The organism is Roseateles sp. P5_B10 (genome assembly GCF_056400485.1).
Map to the genome: position 1 here is coordinate 1 of NZ_JBFULE010000052.1, position 17,548 is coordinate 17,548.

16 protein-coding genes and 1 pseudogene are annotated in these 17,548 nt (G+C 68.5%); 11 read left to right on the forward strand and 6 right to left on the reverse strand.

Annotated elements, in window-relative coordinates; all coding sequences use genetic code 11:
• Window positions 1-14: 14 nt before the first annotated feature.
• A complete protein-coding gene (locus tag AC1DU6_RS06115; RefSeq protein ID WP_477856319.1) occupies window positions 15-635 on the forward strand; it encodes a substrate binding domain-containing protein in 621 nt (206 codons plus the stop codon).
• 100 nt (window positions 636-735) lie between these two features.
• Here the strand turns inward: AC1DU6_RS06115 and ku are convergent, their stop codons facing one another.
• Complete coding sequence (gene ku, locus AC1DU6_RS06120) at window positions 736-1,665, reverse strand: non-homologous end joining protein Ku (protein WP_477856320.1); 930 nt, start codon at window positions 1,663-1,665, stop codon at window positions 736-738.
• Window positions 1,666-2,310: 645 nt separating this feature from the next.
• Here ku and AC1DU6_RS06125 point away from each other — a divergent pair.
• The 4 genes from AC1DU6_RS06125 to AC1DU6_RS06140 all read left to right on the forward strand — a co-directional run bounded on the left by AC1DU6_RS06125 (window position 2,311) and on the right by AC1DU6_RS06140 (window position 4,445).
• Complete coding sequence (locus AC1DU6_RS06125) at window positions 2,311-3,174, forward strand: TolB family protein (RefSeq protein ID WP_477856321.1); 864 nt, start codon at window positions 2,311-2,313, stop codon at window positions 3,172-3,174.
• Complete coding sequence (locus tag AC1DU6_RS06130) at window positions 3,171-3,623, forward strand: RidA family protein (protein WP_477856322.1); 453 nt, start codon at window positions 3,171-3,173, stop codon at window positions 3,621-3,623. The genes AC1DU6_RS06125 and AC1DU6_RS06130 overlap by 4 nt, the downstream gene beginning before the upstream one ends.
• Window positions 3,624-3,825: 202 nt before the next feature.
• Entirely contained in the window at window positions 3,826-4,176 is a 351-nt protein-coding gene (locus AC1DU6_RS06135) for a PRC-barrel domain-containing protein (RefSeq protein WP_056191319.1), read from the forward strand.
• A gap of 71 nt (window positions 4,177-4,247) precedes the next feature.
• Entirely contained in the window at window positions 4,248-4,445 is a 198-nt protein-coding gene (locus AC1DU6_RS06140) for a hypothetical protein (RefSeq protein ID WP_056191317.1), read from the forward strand.
• Here AC1DU6_RS06140 and eutC read toward each other — a convergent pair.
• Both eutC and AC1DU6_RS06150 read right to left on the reverse strand, forming a co-directional pair.
• On the reverse strand, window positions 4,442-5,299 hold the full coding sequence (eutC, locus tag AC1DU6_RS06145; protein WP_477856323.1) for an ethanolamine ammonia-lyase subunit EutC: 858 nt from the start codon (window positions 5,297-5,299) through the stop codon (window positions 4,442-4,444). The two genes, AC1DU6_RS06140 and eutC, sit on opposite strands and share 4 nt — an antisense overlap.
• Before the next feature lie 82 nt (window positions 5,300-5,381).
• Window positions 5,382-6,752, reverse strand: coding sequence for an ethanolamine ammonia-lyase subunit EutB (locus tag AC1DU6_RS06150; RefSeq protein WP_477856324.1), 1,371 nt, complete (start codon window positions 6,750-6,752; stop codon window positions 5,382-5,384).
• A gap of 134 nt (window positions 6,753-6,886) precedes the next feature.
• Between AC1DU6_RS06150 and AC1DU6_RS06155 the strand changes: the two genes are divergently transcribed.
• Window positions 6,887-7,921, forward strand: coding sequence for a hypothetical protein (locus AC1DU6_RS06155; RefSeq protein ID WP_477856325.1), 1,035 nt, complete (start codon window positions 6,887-6,889; stop codon window positions 7,919-7,921).
• On the opposite strand, the gene AC1DU6_RS06160 is transcribed toward AC1DU6_RS06155, so the two are convergent.
• Window positions 7,918-8,799 carry a LysR family transcriptional regulator gene (locus AC1DU6_RS06160; RefSeq protein WP_477856326.1) on the reverse strand — a complete coding sequence of 294 codons (882 nt, stop codon included), beginning with the start codon at window positions 8,797-8,799 and terminating at the stop codon, window positions 7,918-7,920. The two genes, AC1DU6_RS06155 and AC1DU6_RS06160, sit on opposite strands and share 4 nt — an antisense overlap.
• A 132-nt stretch (window positions 8,800-8,931) precedes the next feature.
• Here AC1DU6_RS06160 and AC1DU6_RS06165 point away from each other — a divergent pair, with 132 nt between their 5' ends.
• Genes AC1DU6_RS06165 through AC1DU6_RS06175 form a run of 3 tightly spaced genes read left to right on the forward strand, consistent with a single transcriptional unit; the run spans window position 8,932 to window position 11,547 of the window.
• A complete protein-coding gene (locus tag AC1DU6_RS06165) occupies window positions 8,932-9,888 on the forward strand; it encodes a DMT family transporter (protein WP_477856327.1) in 957 nt (318 codons plus the stop codon).
• A gap of 46 nt (window positions 9,889-9,934) precedes the next feature.
• Entirely contained in the window at window positions 9,935-10,795 is an 861-nt protein-coding gene (locus tag AC1DU6_RS06170; protein WP_477856328.1) for an alpha/beta hydrolase family protein, read from the forward strand.
• Complete coding sequence (locus AC1DU6_RS06175; protein WP_477856329.1) at window positions 10,792-11,547, forward strand: ThuA domain-containing protein; 756 nt, start codon at window positions 10,792-10,794, stop codon at window positions 11,545-11,547. The genes AC1DU6_RS06170 and AC1DU6_RS06175 overlap by 4 nt, the downstream gene beginning before the upstream one ends.
• 15 nt (window positions 11,548-11,562) lie before the next feature.
• Here AC1DU6_RS06175 and AC1DU6_RS06180 read toward each other — a convergent pair whose 3' ends face one another.
• Window positions 11,563-12,816 carry a D-alanyl-D-alanine carboxypeptidase family protein gene (locus AC1DU6_RS06180; RefSeq protein ID WP_477856330.1) on the reverse strand — a complete coding sequence of 418 codons (1,254 nt, stop codon included), beginning with the start codon at window positions 12,814-12,816 and terminating at the stop codon, window positions 11,563-11,565.
• A gap of 347 nt (window positions 12,817-13,163) precedes the next feature.
• On the opposite strand from AC1DU6_RS06180, the gene AC1DU6_RS06185 reads away from it, so the two are divergent.
• On the forward strand, window positions 13,164-14,126 hold the full coding sequence (locus tag AC1DU6_RS06185) for an alpha/beta hydrolase (protein WP_477856331.1): 963 nt from the start codon (window positions 13,164-13,166) through the stop codon (window positions 14,124-14,126).
• A 272-nt stretch (window positions 14,127-14,398) separates the two neighbouring features.
• On the opposite strand, the pseudogene AC1DU6_RS06190 reads toward AC1DU6_RS06185, so the two are convergent.
• Window positions 14,399-14,443: pseudogene (locus AC1DU6_RS06190) on the reverse strand (hypothetical protein); the annotation flags it as partial.
• Window positions 14,444-14,823: 380 nt separating this feature from the next.
• Here AC1DU6_RS06190 and AC1DU6_RS06195 point away from each other — a divergent pair.
• Window positions 14,824-17,548 (forward strand): SNF2-related protein (locus AC1DU6_RS06195; RefSeq protein WP_477856332.1); only part of this gene is annotated, 2,725 nt, incomplete at its 3' end.

Here is a 17,548-nt window from a genome sequence, read left to right on the forward strand (position 1 = left end):
TGACGGCACCGCGCATGCTGGGCACGCGCTATCTCGCCCCCCTGGCGGCGCAGTTCCAGGCCATGCATCCGGCGTTGCGGATCGAGATCGTCTTGAGCGACGACGTCGTGGATCTCGTGGAACAAGGCATTGACCTGGCGCTGCGCTTCGGGGTGCTCAACGACTCGACGATGACGGCACGCCACATCGCCGACAGCGAGCTCGTCCTGTGCGCCGCGCCGGACTATTTGCTGCGCTTCGGCTCTCCCGACACGCCTGCTGCGCTCTCAGCGCACAACTGCATCCTCTACGGCACGCGAAGCACGCGGCACTGGCTCTTCCAGCATGAAGGCAAACCGGTCTCGGCCGAGGTGAACGCGACCTTCCTGTGCAATGACGGCAACGCGGCCAAAGCACTCGCGCTCGCCGGCGGCGGGATCTTTCTCAAGTCAATATGGGATGTKGGCTCGGAGCTGAGGGATGGAACGCTGGTGCGCGTGCTGGGCCGATACGGCATCCCCAGCGCACCGCTGCATGTCGTGTACCCGCATGCATTGCATCTGGCCCCGCGCGTACGCCACTTTGCCGACTACGCGCTCAAGAGCCTTCGCGGCGAATGGGAGCTGCTGACCGATCAGGCCTCCGCCAGCTCTTGACTTGCCGTCAGCGGACCAGAGCAGAACTCGGCGACGTCTTCGGCGGCGCAGTCGAACCACCGGCGAAAGGTGTTCCCGCAGGACGTCGGTGCGCCTGAATTCACGCGGCCTTCCTGCCGCGGTTTGCCGCGCCACGCTTGGCCGCGGGCTTGGCTGCCGCCTTCTTCGCCGGCGCCTTATCGGCCGGTGCCTTCGCCGCCTTCTCGGGCTTGCGCGCCTTGCCGCCCAAGCTCTGCTTCAGCAGCTCGGTCAGGTCGACGACATTGCTGCTGCTCGTGTCCGGCGCCTCTTCGAAGGGCTGCACGGTCGCCGTCTTGCCGGCCTTGGCCTTGCGCTTGACCAGCTCATGGATGGCGCTCGTGAAGTCGTCCTTGAACTTCTCGGGCTTCCAGGCCGCAGTCATCTGGCTGATGAGCTGCTGGGCCATCTTCAGCTCGGCGGGCTTGACGCCCGCAGCGCCAGCGGCTCCCACCTTAGGCAAGTCCAGCGCATCGGGCGAGCGGATCTCCTCGGCCCAGCGCAGCACGCCCAGCATCAACGCCGGGCCGGCCGGGATCAGCGCCGCGAGGTGCTCCTTGTTGTGCAGCACGAAGCGCGCGATGCCGATGACACCGGCTTTCTCCAGCGCTTCGCGCAGCAGCGCATAGACGCGGTCGGCCCGGCCATCCGGCGCGAGGTAGTAAGGCTTCTCGATGTAGACGAAGGACACGTCCGCCGCCTTGACGAAGTTCTCGATCTGGATGGTCTGCGTGCGCTTGGGGTAGGCGGCCTTGATCTCGTCGTCGGACAGCACCACGTACTCGTCGCCCTCGAGCTTGACGCCCTTGACGATGTGTTCCTTGTCGATCTCCTTGCCGGTGCGCTTGTTGATGCGCTTGTAGCCCACCGGGTCCATGCTGCGCTTGTCCAGCCAGTCGAAATCGATCTCCTGCTCCTGCGTGGCGCTGTGCAGGGACACGGGCACGTGCACGAGGCCAAAGGAGATGGCGCCCTTCCAGATGGCGCGGGGATTGGCGCTGGGGCCTGCCATGTCTTTGCCTCGGTGCTTGCCTCAGCGGCCAAACCGCGCGTACGCGGTGGGCAAGGCATAGGCCGAAGAAGCCGCCGCCTTGGGCCTGGGCACCTCATCGGGTCTTGGCGGTGGCGGCACTTCCTTGCGGCAGGCGGTCAGGCCAGCCACGGCGACCAGTACGGCCGCGGTCAATTGCTGAAATCTCTGTCGGGGCGGCATTTCGGAATCGGTCAACGTGACCCCGACACTATGGGCGACCCGCTGCGGCCGCGCCGTCGGCGGCCGGACCGTCCGGTTGTAGGTCTGAGCCGACCAGGGCCTGTTMACRCTACGGCAATGGGTCGCGAAGGCTCGCTGCCAGGGGCCAATCAAGGCGCAGCACGCCGCCCGCACTGATGTGCGGGCAAGCGGTGCAACGCCGAGTGGCCCCTGGCGACGGGCCTTCCCGAAGGGTTGAGGCCAGAAAGGCCGCGCGCGGCGTTGCAAGTGCTCGCCGGGTGGCCAACCCGGCTCCGCTTTGCGCCTTGCTCGCGGCCCTTCTGGCCTCAACGCGACCCATTGCCGTAGTGTTAGCAGGCCCTCGTCCCCGGAATCCGCGATGCGAAAGGTCAGGCCGGCTTGGCGGGCGCAAGACTACCGCCAACCTGACATCGAAAGACCGCCATGAAGGCCCTGCTGGCCCTCGCCATCGCCGCCACGGCGGCAAGCGTCCCCTCGCGATGGACGCCCGAGCGCGTCTCGACCGATCAGTACGAGTCCTCGCCGAGCTTCGCCCCCGACGGCCGCACGATGATCTTCATGCGCGCCAACCCGCAGTTCTCGGCCTACCGCCTCATGCAGTCGAGCTGCGGCCCGCGGGGCTGGAGCGAGGCCGTGCCCCTGGCCATCGCGGCGCCGCTGCCGGCCAGCGAGGCTGACCCTTTCATCACGGCCGACGGCCGACAGCTCTGGTTCGTGTCCAACCGGCCCTTCCCCGGCAAGCGAGGCGACGACCTGGACATCTGGGTCGCCGACAGCGACGGCCGCAGCGGATGGGGTGCCCCACGGCGGCTGCCCGAACCCATCAACTCAGCGCAATCCGAGCTGCTGCCGCGCCGCCTGCCCGACGGCCGTCTCTTCTTCGGCTCCGACCGCCCCGGCGGCCTGGGCGGCAACGACGTGTACGTGGCCACGCCCCGAGCCGACGGCGGCTGGCGCGTCGCCAACCTGGGCGCACCGCTGAACACGGCGCACAACGATTACGAGGTGGAGATGTCGCGCGACGGCAGCCAGGCCGTCGTCGTGTCCGACCGCGAGGGCCGCTCCCACCTCTACCGCTTCGCGCGCGGCGGCGACGGCTGGCGGCCCCTGGGCCGGGTGCCGGCGCGCGATGATGTCTTCCAGGTCGGCCCGCTGCTGTCGCCCAAGGCCGACCGGCTGCTGTTTGCCCAGGCCGACGGCGAGCGTTCGGGCGAGCTCTTCCTCATCGACCTGCAAACCGGCGCCGACTCCACCTGGCCGCCGGCCTGCCCCGGGAGCAAGCCATGAATCTCACCCGCCGCACCCTGGCCCTGGGCCTGGCGACAACGACATCCACCGCAGGAGCCGCCATGGCCAAGACCCGCGCCATCAATGCCGCCGAAGCGCCCGCCCCGTCGGGTGGCTATGCCCAGGCCCTGGAACTGCGGGCGCCGTCGCGCCTGCTCTTCATCAGCGGCCAGATCCCGGTCGATCGGGCCGGTGCCGTGCCCAAGGATTTCGCCGCGCAATGCCGCCTCGTCTGGGCCCACATCGACGCCCAGCTGCGCGCGGCCGGCATGACGCTGGACCACCTCGTCAAGGTCACGACCTATCTCGGTGACCGCAAACACGCCCTGGAGAACTCCGCCATCCGCCGCGAGGTGCTGGGCGCGCGCAGCCCGGCGTTGACCGTGCTGATCGCCGGCATCTACGACAGCGACTGGCTGCTGGAGATCGAGGCCATCGCGGCCGACTGACGCCTGGCATGTGTCCCGCCAGGGGCAGATCTGCGTGGACGAGAACGGACCGCCGGTCGGCCGGTTCCTACAAGGGCTGGGCGCCTAGCCCGACTGCCAGGCCCCGCCATAACAAGCATATTCAACGCATGGTGCACAGCACCTGGCGGAGCGGGTTAAAGCCTGCCCCGTGACCCGTGTTCAACTTTCCAGGAGTTCCATCATGGCCAGCGTCACTCCCACCATTTCTTCCTCCAAGGTCGAAGGTACCAAGGTCTACAGCCCCAGCGGCGACAAGCTCGGCTCCATCGACGACCTCGTCATCGACAAGAAGTCCGGCCAGGTGCGCTACGCGGCGCTGGAGTTCGGCGGTTTCCTGGGCATGGGCACCGACCGCTACCCGCTGCCCTGGGATCAGCTGAAGTACGACACCAGCAAGGACGGCTATGTCGTCAACGTCGACAAGGCCCAGCTGGAGCGCGCACCGCGCTACCCGAGCGACGAAACGCCCACCTACAACGACGAGTACGGCCGCAAGGTCTATGACTACTACGGCTCGACCTGGTGGATGTAAGCAGGCCCTCGCCGCTTGCTGATCGAAGGGGCGGCACTGCCGCCCCTTTTTCATTGAACTCCGGAGGCCCCATGCCTGACCCGACCCGCACCCCGCCGATCCCGCCCGAGCCCGCACCGGCCGCACCCCAGGCTGGCGATGTCGAGCGGCCCACCGCCAAGCAGCGGCCCGCGCGCGACGTGAAGAACGGCGCCTTCGATGACTCCGTGGCCGGTGAGGAAGACCCCGGCGCGGGCATCGACACGATGACGCCCCGGCCGGGCCGCTAACCGCCCAACAGGCGCATCAGCGGCGCCGCCGTCGCCGCGTGCGGCAGGCCGCGTTCGTCCGCTTCATCCTTGAGCCCAATGCCGCTCACTTGCCGTGATCGCGCGAGGCCAAGCAGCACGTGCAGCTTGGCCGCGGCCGCTGGCGGTGGCAATCCTTCGGGGCGCACGTTGGAGATGCAGTTGCGCTCGGCATCCGCCAGCCCGAGGTGCGGTGCCCAGCTGAAATAGACGCCCAGGCTGTCCGGCGCCGACAGCCCCGGCCGCTCGCCGATCAGCACCACGACACAGCGCGCATGCAGCAGCGCGCCGATCTCATCTCCAAGAGCCACGCGAGCCTGCGTCGCGACGACCGGCGGCGCCCAGGTCCAGCCGCCTTCGTGCAGCAGCCGCTCGCGCAGCGCCGTGAGCAGCGGCAGGGCCTGGCGCTGCAGGGCCAGGGCAGACAGGCCGTCCGCCAACACGAAGGCGAGGTCGCTTGCCGGTACGTCCAACTCTTGCAGCGCTTGGGCGTCGGCCTCATTGAGCCGCCGGCCGAGGTCGGGTCGCTGCAGATAGCTCGCCCGGTCCGCCGCCCGGCTTTGCGCCCGCAACGGCGCCTCGCCCAAGGCGCGCAACCCGGCCAGCAGCGTGTCGGCATCCAGCGGCGCATGCACCGCATCGCGCGCCTCGGCATGCGCCTGCTGGAAGGCGAGGTGAGCCGCGGTCGGCACGCTGATGCCGGCGCGGCCCAGGCCGATGCGCGCGGCCGTGTAGCGGCGCAGGCGGGCCCAGGGTTGCTCGATGACGCTCACGTGTGCACCCTTCGGCCTGCGGCCTTGCCTGGCCGACAGCGCGGCCAGGCGTTCGCCAGGCATGGGATGCCCACTGGGCATCCCATGTCCGGGCTCACTCCCGCCAAGCGGGAGCGAGCTTGCTTGGGGCGGCCCGGCACGGCGCTCATGCCTGCTCCAGCAGCGCCGCAAACCGTGCCGGCAGCCCCTCGGCCAATCGCGGCACATCACCAGCCTCGAAGATGCCCATGCGCTGCAGCCAGGCCTCGAACTCCGGCGCCGGCCTCAGGCCCAGCAGGCGCCGCATCGCCAGCGCGTCGTGAAAACTCGTGCTCTGGTAGCCCAGCATGATGTCGTCCGAGCCCGGCACGCCCATGATGTAGTTGCAGCCGGCGGCGCACAGCAGCGTGAGCAGGCTGTCCACATCGTCGACATCGGCCTCGGCATGGTTGGTGAAGCAGACGTCCACACCCATGGGCAGGCCGAGCAGCTTGCCACAGCAATGGTCCTCCAGGCCCGCGCGCAGGATCTGCTTGCCGTCGAACAAATACTCCGGCCCGATGAAGCCGACGACGCTGTTGACCAGCAGCGGCTCGAAGCGCCGCGCGACGGCATAGGCGCGGCACTCCAGCGTCTGCTGGTCGCAGCCATGATGGGCGCCGCTGGACAGCGCACTGCCCTGACCGGTCTCGAAATACATGACGTGGCGGCCGCCGCGCTTGAGCGCCAGCGCCGCCTGCCGTGCTTCTTCGAGCACCGCCAGCGTGATGCCAAAGCCGCGGTTGGCGCCCTCGGTGCCGGCGATGGACTGGAACACCAGGTCCACCTGCGCGCCGCGCCCGATGGCCTCGATCGTCGTCGTCACATGCGTCAGCACGCAGCTCTGCGTCGGGATCTCGTGGTGAGAGATGACGGCGTCGAGCATCTGCAGCAGGCGCATCACCTGGGGCAGGTTGTCCGTCGCCGGGTTGATGCCGATAACGGCATCTCCCGCGCCCATCAGCAGGCCATCGAGCAGGCTGGCCGCGATGCCGGCCTCGTCGTCGGTTGGGTGGTTGGGCTGCAGCCGCGTGGCCAGCCGGCCGCGCAGGCCAATGGTGCTGCGGAACTGCGTGACGACCTCGCAGCGCTGCGCGATCAGCATCAAGTCCTGCACGCGGCAGAGTTTGCTGACGGCGGCGGCCATCTCGGGCGTCAGGCCCGCGGCGATCTGCTCCGGGTCGACGGCATCGCCCAGCAGCGCGTCGCGCAAACCGCCCACCGTCAAATGCGAGATCGGCGCGAAGGCGGCCGCGTCATGCGTGTCGACGATCAGCCGCGTGACCTCGTCGCTCTCGTAGGGCACGACGGCTTCGTTCAGGAAAGTCGTCAGCGGCAGRTCSGCCAGCGCCAGCTGCGCRGCSACCCGCTCGCGCGCMKTSGCCGCGGCCACGCCGGCCAGCTCGTCCCCCGAGCGCCGCGGGCTGGCTTTGGCGAGCAGGGTGCGCAGGTCCGCGAAGCTGTAGCGCTCGCCGCCGAGGGTGTGCGTGTAGGCCATGGCCCTAGTTTGCGCTGCGACCGCTTCGCTTGCATGACCAAGGTGTGACGCGGCCGGCTCCGCAAAGCTGAGGATGCCCGGCCCGGCCATGGCGGTTAGCGTCGCGATCCTGCATATCAGCGCGTGAGATTGCCATGGACGACGAGAAAGTTTCCCGGCGGGTCAAATGGGGCGTCATCGGGTTGCTGGCGATCTGCGCGGTCCTGGCGCTCACCTTGCTGGCGCCGAACCCGAGAGGCGATTCCGCGCTCTGGTTTGTCGGCCTGCTGGTGTTGATGGCCACCGCGCTGACGCTGACGGCCATCGTCTTCGGCGGCCTCAACCTCAACGACGCCAACGAGGCTTTCGGCCTGCCCTCGGGTTCGGTGCGCACGCTGCTGGCCGTGGGCGTGATGGTGCTGTTCGCGGTGTTCGGCCTCAAGTTCTTCAGCGAAGCGCAAGAAGAGGCCCGCATGCCCCGCCCCGGCGACAAACCCTTCGAGCAGATCGAGGTGCCGCTGGCACGGCTGGCGGACGAGATCACGCGCTACAAGCAGGTGCCTTCGCTGCTGGTCGTCGTCGCCTCACCCGGCCGCGCCGCCTCGGGCACCGATGCCGGCGCCAATGCCAAGCTCAATCTCTACACGCTGGAGTCGCGCCCCTCGGCCAGCGCGATGGACGCGCAAAAGCAGCTGCTCACCGCCATCATCACCCTGCTGACGACGGTGGTGGGCTTCTACTTCGGCAGCAAGAGCGCCGGTGACGGCCTGCGTGCGCGCAACGAAGGCACGCCCGCCGACCCCGTAGCCCCGCAGCGCCAGCAGGCGGCTCTGGCCACCGAGCGCGACGCGCTGGAGGCCCACATCAAGAGCGATCGCGAGACGCTTGAGGGCTTGCGCAACGCGCCGGGTGACGTCGACGCGGCAAGGCGCCAGAAGCTGGACGAGGCGCAGGGCCTGTCGAGCCGCCTGGACGCGCTGCGCGACCAGCTCGCCCGCGCGCTGACCGAGGCCCAGACCCGCCTGGGTGCCATCGCCGCGGCGCCGGCCGGCGGCGAGGCCGCTGCCCGTGACGCCGCCCAAAAGGCACTGGCGCGAGCCAGCACCGAGCTGGATGCGCTGAAGCAGGCCGCCCAGCAGTTCGAGGCCGCCGTCGCCCAGTTGCGTGCGCCCGCGGCCAAGACGCCTTAAACCCAGGTCAGCGCCACCGCGTCCCGCACCGCGCCCACGGCCGGCACGGCAAGCGCCGCCGGGCTGCTGATCCAGCAGAACCAGGTCGGCGCCGACCAGCCCGGCCAGATGCGGGCCTGGCCGGCGTCTTCCATCAGCGTGGCCTGGTCGCGCCGCACCATGCCGGCGCCCATGCCGGCCGCCACCATGCTGCGCACCGCCACCTCGGTGTCGGCCTGCAGGCCCACCTCCAGCACGGCGCCGGCTTGGGCGAACAGCCTTTCCTGGTGGCTGCGCAGGCCGCAGTCGGGCGGTGTCGTCACCCAGGGCAGGGCGGCCAGGCCGGCCAGGTCGGGCGGCAGGCCGCCGTGTATCAGCAGGCGCTGCGGCACCACGGGCACGATCTCGGCGGCCTGCAGGCGCCGCACTTCCAGGCCCTCGATCTCGGCGTGCTCGTGCAGCACGCAGGCGCAGTCCAGCTCGCCACGGCGCACGGCGGCGATGGCGCGCAGTGACACCAGCTGCTGCAGTTGCAGCTGCACCCCCGGGTGGTGTTCGGCCAGGTGCACGAACACCTCGCCCAGGCGCAGCGCCACCGCGTCGCTGACCGTGCCCATGCGCACCTGGCCGCGCGCCTCGCCGCGGATCTGCGCGGCCGCCGCCTGCATGCCCTGGGCCGCGGCCAGCGTGCGGCGCGCCTCCTCCAGCAGGCGCTCGCCGGCGGCCGTCAGCGCCATGCCGCGGGCGCTGCGCTCGAACAGCTTCACGCCGAACTCGTCCTCCAGCGCCTTGAGCTGGGCGCTGACCGCCGGCGGGCTGGTGAACACGCGCTCCGCGGCGCGCGTCAGGTTGCCCTCGGTGGCCACGGCGACAAAGGTCTTGAGCTGGTAGATCTCCATGGCCGCCATTCTGCGCAGAGGCGACGGGGCGGGGGTGTGGATTTTCCGAACGGGGCGGTCGGCCGAAACGAATGGATGGTTTCGCGCGAGGCGCCCAAAGTGGTGGAACTGAAATTCGTCTGGAGACCCTCCATGACCGCCAACACCCGGCCCGGCGCCATCACCGCCCTGCTCTTTGCCACCTCCGCCTGGGGCAGCCTGTTCCTGATCGGCAAGCCCGTCGTCGCCCAGCTCGACCCCGTCTGGTTCACCTTCTCCCGCTACACGCTGGCCACCGCGGTGCTGGCCTTGCTGGTGCACTTCGCCGGCAGCCAACCCTGGGCCAAGCTGCGCCGCCACGCGCTGCGCCACAGCCTCGTCGGCCTGGCCGGCTATGGCGTGTTCAGCATCATGGTGTTCCATGGCCTGCGCCTGTCGCTGCCCTCGCACGGCTCCGTCATCATGGCCACCATGCCCTTCACGACCATGGCGCTGCGCTGGGCGCTGGACGGCCAACGCCCGCCGCTGCGCGCCATCCTCGGCGCCGCGCTGGCCCTCACGGGTGTGGCCACCGTGGCCAACCTGCTGGGCCAGGCGAGTGAGATCAATGCCCGCATGCTGCTGGGCGACGCGATCACGCTGACCGGCACGCTGGGCTGGGTGCTCTACACCCGCGCCATGGCCAAGGTGCCCGACCACAGCCCGCTGGAGTACACCGCGCTGACAGCCATCGCCGCGCTGCCCGGTCTGGCACTGGTGGCGCTGCTCGCCACGCTGCTGGGCTGGGCCGAGGCGCCGTCGGCCGAGCTGCTGCTGGGCCTGAGCCCGAAGCTCGTCTACATCGCCCTGGTGCCCACCGTGGCCGCCGTGCTGGCCTTCAATGCCGGCGTGAAGAAGCTCGGCGCGCCGCTGGGGACGCTGTTCCTGAACATGGTGCCGGTGTCCGTCATCGCCGTGCACGCCGTGATGGGCGAGGCGCCGCATGCCAACGAGATCGCCGGCGCGGCACTGGTGGGCTTCGGCCTGGCGCTGACCGTGTGGGCGCCCAAGCCCGCCGCAGTGCCGGCGCCGCGCGTGGCCCTGGGCAACGCGGCGCCTTGCACACGTTGAAGCCCGCGCTCACCACGCTGTCATGCAGGCGGCCTAGCCTCGGCCCATGCCACCGCTGACCGCTCTCCTGCCCTGGGCCTGTGCCCTGCTCGCCCTGCTTGCCTTGCCGGCCGCCCTCATCGGCCTGCAGGGCAAGCTGCTGTTCGGCCGCACCTGGGTCATCCGCCGCACTGACCCCGGCCCCGCAGCGGCCCGAAGGCGCAGCGAGGCCGTCTGGCTGAATCGCCCCGGCGGCGTGCGCCTGCAGGGCTGGCTGACCCAGCCCGTGGGCGAGGCACCCCGCCGCCTGCTGCTGTGGTTTGGCGGTCGCAACGAAAACGTCGCCTGGACGCCCGACCTTGCCGGCTGGCTGCCCGACGACTGCGCGCTGCTGGCCTTCAACTACCGCAGCCTGGGCGAGAGCGGCGGCTGGCCGAGCGAGGCCGCCTGCGTGGCCGACGCCGAAGCCGCCGCAGCCTGGGGGCTGGCGCGGCTCGGCTTGCCGCCGGGCGCCCTGCACCTGGCTGGCCGCAGCCTGGGCACCGGCGTGGCCATGCAGCTTGCGGCGCGCCGGGCCGCGGCCGGCCGCCCGGTGGCCAGCGTCGCGCTCATCACGCCGCTGAAAAGCCTGCGCGCGGTACTGCGGCGCAACCTGCTGCTCGCGCCGCTGACGCCCTGGCTGCGCTCGCCGCTGGACAGCGTTGCCGCCGCACGCGCGCTGAACTGCGAGGTGCTGGTGCTGCTGGCCGAGCAGGACCGCCAGGTGCCGCACGCGCATTCGCACACCCTCGTGCAGGCCCTGCAAAGCGCCGGTTCGGCCGTGACCGTGCACCAGCTCGCCGGCACCAACCACCGCAGCCTGGCGCGCACGCCCGCGGCGATGCGGCAGCTGGGCGGGTGGTTGCTGGAAGAATCGGCCGCACGATGAAGAAAACCCTGAACGCCCTCGCGGTGGCCGCCGCCGTGGCCAGCACGCCGGCCCTGGCGGCCGACACCCAGTTCGCCATCCTCGTGCTGGCCATGCCCACCAAGTACCACTACGAGTACATCCCGGTGGCGCGTGAAAGCTTCGAGAAGCTGGCCCGGCTGCATGCCTTCGAGCTGACCTGGACGGCCCAGCCCGGCGCCTTCGAGGGCGACCTGAGCAAGTACGCGGCCGTGGTGCTGCTCAACAGCTCGGGCGAGGAATTCAACGAGGCTCAGCGCGCCGGCTTCGAGCGCTACATGAAGGCCGGCGGCAACGCCGTCGTCGTGCACCGCGCCATCATCAGCAAGCCGGGCCTGTGGCCCTGGTACGAAAAGCTCGTCGGCCGCTCCTTCGTCATCCACCCCATGCTGCAGACGGCCGTCGTCACCAAGACCGACGCCAGCCACCCCGCCACCTTCGGCCTGCCGGACCGCTGGATCTGGTCAGACGAGTGGTACGAGTTCAGCAACCCGCATGGCGTGAAGATCAACCCCGTGCTGGCCGTGGACGAGCGCAGCTACGACCCCACCAAGATCTGGCCCGGCCAAGTCGCCAAGGGCATGGGCGCCGACCACCCGGTGAGCTGGTGGCAGGCCTACGAAAAGGGCCGCGTTTTCGTCACGGCGCTGGGCCACAACCAGGCCATGTACCGCGACGAGCGCTACCTGGACCACCTCTGGGGTGGCATCTGGTGGGCCGCCACCGGACGCTGACGACCCGGGTTCGGCCTATTTCGAGAACCAGCCGGAGATGCGCTGCTTGATGCGCAGGAAGAAGCCGGCGCGCTCCACGTCAGCCAGCGCGACGACTGGCGCCTCGCCCAGCGTCTTGCCATTGGCCACCGCGACCGCCTTGCCGATCACCGCCCCCTTGGCGATGGGCGCCTCCAGGCCCGGGTTCAGCGTCAACTCGGTCTTGACCGCGGCGGCCTGGCCCTTGGGCACCACCAGCGTCCACGGCTTGGCCAAGCCCGCCGCCACCTCGGGGGCCACGCCGTACACCACCTTGGCGTTGGCCAGCGCAGCACCCGCCTGGGCCGGCGTGGCTTCCTCGAAATTGGCGTAGCCCCAGTTGAACAACACCCGGGTCTGGTCAGCGCGGGCCTGCTTGCTGTTCGCGTTCATGATGACCGAGATCAAGCGCATGCCATTGCGCTTGGACGAGGCGGTCAGGCAATAGCCGGCGTCCTCCGTATGCCCGGTCTTGAGCCCGTCGACGGTCGAGTCGGTGTAGAGCAGTGCGTTGCGGTTGCCCTGCTTGATCTTGTTGTACGTGAACTCGCGCTCGGCGTAGATCGGGTAGTACTCGGCGCTGTTGCGGATGATGGCCGCGGCCAGCACGGCCAGGTCCTTCGCCGAGGCCTTGTTGTTGGGGTCGGGCAAGCCCGCGGCGTTCGCAAAGTGCGTCTTCGTCATGCCGAGCTTGGCGGCTTCGGCATTCATCAGGGTGACGAAACCGGCCTCCGAGCCGCCGACGTGTTCGGCCAGCGCCTTGGAGGCGTCGTTGCCGCTGGCGATGACCACGCCGCGCAGCATGTCCATCAAGGAGGCCTTCTCGTTGAGCGGCACGAACATGCAGCTGTCGCCGTCCTTGCCGCCGCGGCACCAGGCGCTCTCGCTCATGGTGACCATCTCGTCGGGCTTGAGCTTGCCGTTCTTCAGGCCCTGCTCTACCAGATAGCTGGTCATCATCTTGGTGAGCGACGCCGGCGGCAGCGGTTCGTCCGGGTTGGACGACGCGAGCAGCTGGCCCGTGTTGAAGTCCATCAGCACCCACGCCTTGTTCTCGAGCACCGGCACCGACTGCCCGCTCGCGTCGGTCGTCATCGCCTGCTCGGCGGGGGCGGCAGCCTTCTTAGCCTTCTTGGCCGCGGCGTGGGGCTTGGCGTGCGACGCGGCGCTGGCGAGCCCGGCCGAGCCGACGAGGATCGCGCTGGCAAGAACGCRGGGGAGCAGATGGGAAATGCGCAGTGTGCGGGTCATGGAGAGATGCTTGCTGAAGAAGCCAATAGGTAGTTCGGTAGCTCGCGATCAATTCGCTGATCACTGAGAAGGGCAGTTCGTTGTGCTGGCGCGAGGCTCACCCCCAGGTTGCCGGTGGGCCGGCCAGGGGCGGCGAAATCGCGCTCGGGATGTCATCGGCACGGGGTCGTGCCAAGCGATTCGGCGCCAATTGTGTCCCCTCGGATGCCCACAACGGCCCTGGCGATGGAGATCTCACGAATCTCTACAACTGCGCCGGCGCGCAATCACTCACCGCCATGAACGCATCCCGCGGGCAAACTGCACTCCAACGAAGCTGAACACGGGCGACCGAGCCCGCCCAACGCATGCAGCGCCGCCCGTTGATCCTGTCGCCCTGGTTGACCCTGCTGCCGTCGCTCAGCCGGGCCGCGCCCTCGCCGAACGTGCTGCCGCTCTGGCCCGAGGGCGTACCCGCCGCCGTGCGGGCGGATGCTCCCGCCACGCGCGGCGACCTCGGTCCCGAGCGCGTCGACGCGAACGGCAGCATCGCCAACGTGTCGCAGCCCACGCTCACCGTGGTGCCGCCCGCCGTGGACCGCCATCTATCGCCCCATGGCACGGCCGTCATCCTATGCCCGGGTGGCGGCTACCGCTACCTGTCGTGGCAGCGCGAAGGCCTGCAATACGYCGCCTGGCTGAGCACGCTGGGCATCACCACCTTCATCCTGAAAGGCCGCCTGGAGGAATGGGGCCACCCCGCGCCGCTGCAGGACGTGCTGCGCGCGCTGCGCCTGGTGCGCTCGCGCGCGGCCGAGTTCGGTGTCGACCCCAAGCGCATCGGCGTGATGGGCAGCTCCGCCGGCGGCCACCTGGCGGCCAGCGCCAGCACGCTGTTCGACCACCCCGACGGCCGCACCGGCGCCGCGCTGGACAACAGCGTCAGCGCCCGGCCCGACTTCGCCGTCCTCGTCTACCCCGTCATCACGATGACCGACCCCGCCGCCCACGCCGGCTCGCGCCGCGCGCTGCTCGGTGCCGAGCCCGGCCCCGCGCTGCTGGCGCTGGCCTCCCTGGAGCAACAGGTGACGGCCGCCACCCCGCCCACAGTGCTGCTGCACACGCAGGGCGACAAGACCGTGCCGGTGCAGAACAGCATCCTGTACTACCAGGCCCTCACCCGCGCCGGCGTGCCGGCCGAGCTGTACCTGTTCGAGCAGGGCGGGCATGGCATTGGCATGCGTGACGGGCTGGGCACGGCGTCGGCCTGGCCGAGGCGGGTGGAGGAGTGGCTGCGGCAGCGGGGGTTGTTGGGCGCGGTGGCGCGCTGAGGCGACCCGCAGGGCGTGAAGATCAACACCGTGCTGGCCGTGGACGAGCGCAGTGATGACCCAGGAAGGTCTGGCCCCGGGCAGGTTGCTGTTGCAGCTGTTCATGCATCGGCGCGCACCACTAGCTCAACGAAGCAGCGAACTCGATGTCGGGCTCGTAAGCCTGTCGCATCAGCTCCTTGAATTCCTCGAAGCTCCAATCGCCGGGCGCCATGATGGGCTTCCCGATGATGTCCAGGGCACAGGCCGACTACGTTCCAAACCCGATCAACGCCGCGCTCAGCTAGAGGAACAACGTGATGGGTTTCAAGATACATGCGACCGTCTGACGTCTTGAAGCCCTCGGCATAGCAGTGCTCGCAGTGACCCTGTGCCCTCCGGAGCACCGCACGTCGGACCGCAGCGTCGCGTGGATAGACCTTGGTGTTGACGTCCTGTTGCGCCGGACTGTCTGAATCTGGAAGGTCATGCTGATCGATGAACTTGTCATCGTCATCCGAGGCCTGCGCAGCGGAGCTCTGCCTTCCTGGCCGTCAAAGGCTCCGCGTCAAGGCGGGATCTAGTGGTGAAACGTCGCCACTGGAAGCATTCAAGACGCTGCGCGAGGCCAAGATTCAGCGCTGATCTTCGACGTCCGCGGCGAAAGGTGCCCCCGCATAATTGGCTGAAACAAAAAGCCAGCGCCTTGTCAACGCACATCACCCCCTACCAATCCCAATACCTCGCCTGGCAGTTGTCGCGCCGCCTAGGCGCGGACTCCGCTGATTTGCTGGCGTCCACCTTGGTCGATGCCCAGGTGGATCTGAATCCCCATCAGGTCGATGCCGCGCTGTTCGCCTTCCAGAGCCCCTTGTCCAAAGGCGTGATCCTGGCGGACGAGGTGGGCCTTGGCAAAACGATTGAAGCGGGGCTGGTGATCGCACAGCGCTGGGCGGAGCGCAAGCGGCGCATCCTGATCATCGTGCCGGCCAATCTGCGCAAGCAGTGGCATCAGGAACTGCAAGACAAGTTCAGCCTGCAAGCGCTCATTCTTGAGGCCAAGAACTACAAGCAGCTGCGGCGCGAGGGCCAGAAGAAGCCGTTCGAGCAAAGCAGCCGCATCATCATTTGCTCGTACCAGTTTGCAAAATCCAAGGCCGATGATTTGCAGCAGGTGCCGTGGGACTTGGTCGTCATGGACGAAGCTCACCGGCTGCGCAACGTCTACAAGCCAAGCAATGTGATCGGCAAGGCGCTCAAAGACGCCCTGCCTCACGCCTTCAAGCTGCTACTGACCGCCACCCCGTTGCAGAACTCCCTGCTGGAACTCTACGGTTTGGTCAGCATGGTGGATGACCGCGTGTTTGGCGACCTGGGCAGCTTTCGCGACCAGTTCGGCTCGCTCGGCAACCCCGACACCRTAGCCAAGCTGCGCCAGCGCCTGGCCACTGTTTGCAAGCGCACCCTGCGCCGGCAGGTGCAGCCCTATATCTCGTACACCAAACGCATACCGTTGGTGCAGGAGTTCACCCCCTCGACGGAAGAGCAGGCGCTGCACCAGATGGTCGCCGACTATCTGCGCCGCCAGAGCAGCCACGCCCTGCCCGCCAGCCAACGGCAGCTAATTTCATTGGTGCTGTGGAAGCTGTTGGCTTCTAGCAGCTACGCCATTGCGGGCGCGCTCGGCACCATGGCCGAGCGCCTGGAAGGCGAGATCGAATCTGCAGCCGGCGAAAGCGCTGACGAAGCGCTGACCGAAAAGCTCGATGAAGACTACGAGGCGCTGGCCGAGACCGAAGAGGAATGGGGCGAGCCTGAGGCAACGCAAGCCGCGAGGCAGTCGCCCGAGCACCTGGCCAGCGTGGCCGAGGAAGTGGCCGAGCTGCGCGCCTTCCAGCACCGCGCCGTCACCATCAGCGACAACGCCAAGGGTCAGGCCTTGCTGCAAGCCCTGGGCCGTGCGTTTGTTGAGCTTCAAAAGCTGAACGCCGCCCCCAAGGCCCTGATATTCACGGAGTCCCGGCGGACGCAGGACTACCTGCTTTCGCTGCTGGAGCAGAGTCAATACGCGGGCCAGACGGTGTTGTTCAACGGCACCAACAGCAGCCCGCAAGCGCAACGGGTCTACACCGCATGGTTGCTGCGCCACGCGGGCACCGACCGAATCACCGGCTCCCGCACGGCAGACACCCGGGCGGCCCTGGTTGAGCACTTTCGTGAATCCGCGCAAATCATGATCGCCACGGAGGCCGGGGCCGAGGGTATCAATCTGCAGTTTTGCTCGCTGGTCATCAACTACGACCTGCCGTGGAACCCCCAGCGCATCGAGCAGCGCATCGGCCGCTGCCACCGCTATGGCCAGAAGCACGATGTCGTGGTGGTCAACTTCATTGACCGCAGCAATGCGGCGGACCGGCGCGTTTACGAACTGCTGGCTCAGAAGTTTCAACTCTTCGAGGGCGTGTTCGGTGCCAGCGATGAGGTGCTCGGYACCATTGGCAGCGGCGTGGACTTCGAGCGCCGCATCGCCGACATCTACCAGACCTGCCGCGACGCACAAGAGATTGAATCCTCGTTCCAGYAGCTGCAACTGGACCTGTCCGGCGAGATTAATGCCGCCATGCTCAAGACCCGGCAACTGCTGCTGGAGAATTTTGATGAGGTAGTGCAGGAAAAGCTCAGAACCCGGCAGGCCGAGAGCACCGGCTCGCGCAACCGGTTCGAGCGCCTGTTGATGGACCTGACCCGGGCAGAACTGACGGGCAAAGCCGCGTTCGACGACACCGGCTTCGACCTGGCTCAAACGCCAGCAGGTTTGCCGAGTGGCAATGTACCGCCCGGCCGCTACGAGCTGCCCCGCCAGAGTGGCGAAGCGCACCTGTACCGCACCGGCCACCCACTGGCCCAGGCCCTGATCGAGCAGGCCAAAGGCCGCACCCTGCCACACGCCAAATTGCGCTTCATGTACGGGGCCTATGGCGCGAAGGTGTCCACGTTGGAAGCGCTCAAAGGCCAAACCGGCTGGCTGACCCTAAGCGTGCTGACCGTCGAGGCCCTGGGCGTCGCAGAAGACTACCTGCTGCTGGCCGCCTGCACCGACGCAGGCCAAGCCCTGCACGATGAAGACCCCGCCAAGTTGCTGCGCCTACCCGCCGAGGTCTTGGACAGCCCGCCGCAGGCACTGTTGATGCCAGGTGCAGCGCTTGCAGACGCGATCAAGCGTCAAGCTGAACAGCAACTGCGCGAAGTCAACCTGCGCAACCTCGGCTACTTCGACGCCGAGGTGCGCAAGCTCGACGCCTGGGCCGACGACATGAAGCTAGGGCTGGAAAACGAAGTTAAAGAACTCGACCGTGAAATCAAGGACGTGCGCCGTACGGCATCGGTGTCGGCCACGTTGGAAGAAAAACTGCATTGGCAAAAGCGCCAACGCGATATCGAAG

Coding starts and splice junctions, on each gene's coding strand:
- AC1DU6_RS06170 (WP_477856328.1), top strand. CDS start 9,935: ATGCCACCGCTGACCGCTCTCCTGCCCTGGGCCTGTGCCCTGCTCGCC.
- AC1DU6_RS06175 (WP_477856329.1), top strand. CDS start 10,792: ATGAAGAAAACCCTGAACGCCCTCGCGGTGGCCGCCGCCGTGGCCAGC.
- eutC (WP_477856323.1), bottom strand. CDS start 5,299: ATGCCTGGCGAACGCCTGGCCGCGCTGTCGGCCAGGCAAGGCCGCAGG.
- AC1DU6_RS06140 (WP_056191317.1), top strand. CDS start 4,248: ATGCCTGACCCGACCCGCACCCCGCCGATCCCGCCCGAGCCCGCACCG.
- AC1DU6_RS06160 (WP_477856326.1), bottom strand. CDS start 8,799: ATGGAGATCTACCAGCTCAAGACCTTTGTCGCCGTGGCCACCGAGGGC.
- AC1DU6_RS06130 (WP_477856322.1), top strand. CDS start 3,171: ATGAATCTCACCCGCCGCACCCTGGCCCTGGGCCTGGCGACAACGACA.
- ku (WP_477856320.1), bottom strand. CDS start 1,665: ATGGCAGGCCCCAGCGCCAATCCCCGCGCCATCTGGAAGGGCGCCATC.
- AC1DU6_RS06135 (WP_056191319.1), top strand. CDS start 3,826: ATGGCCAGCGTCACTCCCACCATTTCTTCCTCCAAGGTCGAAGGTACC.
- AC1DU6_RS06165 (WP_477856327.1), top strand. CDS start 8,932: ATGACCGCCAACACCCGGCCCGGCGCCATCACCGCCCTGCTCTTTGCC.
- AC1DU6_RS06155 (WP_477856325.1), top strand. CDS start 6,887: ATGGACGACGAGAAAGTTTCCCGGCGGGTCAAATGGGGCGTCATCGGG.
- AC1DU6_RS06125 (WP_477856321.1), top strand. CDS start 2,311: ATGAAGGCCCTGCTGGCCCTCGCCATCGCCGCCACGGCGGCAAGCGTC.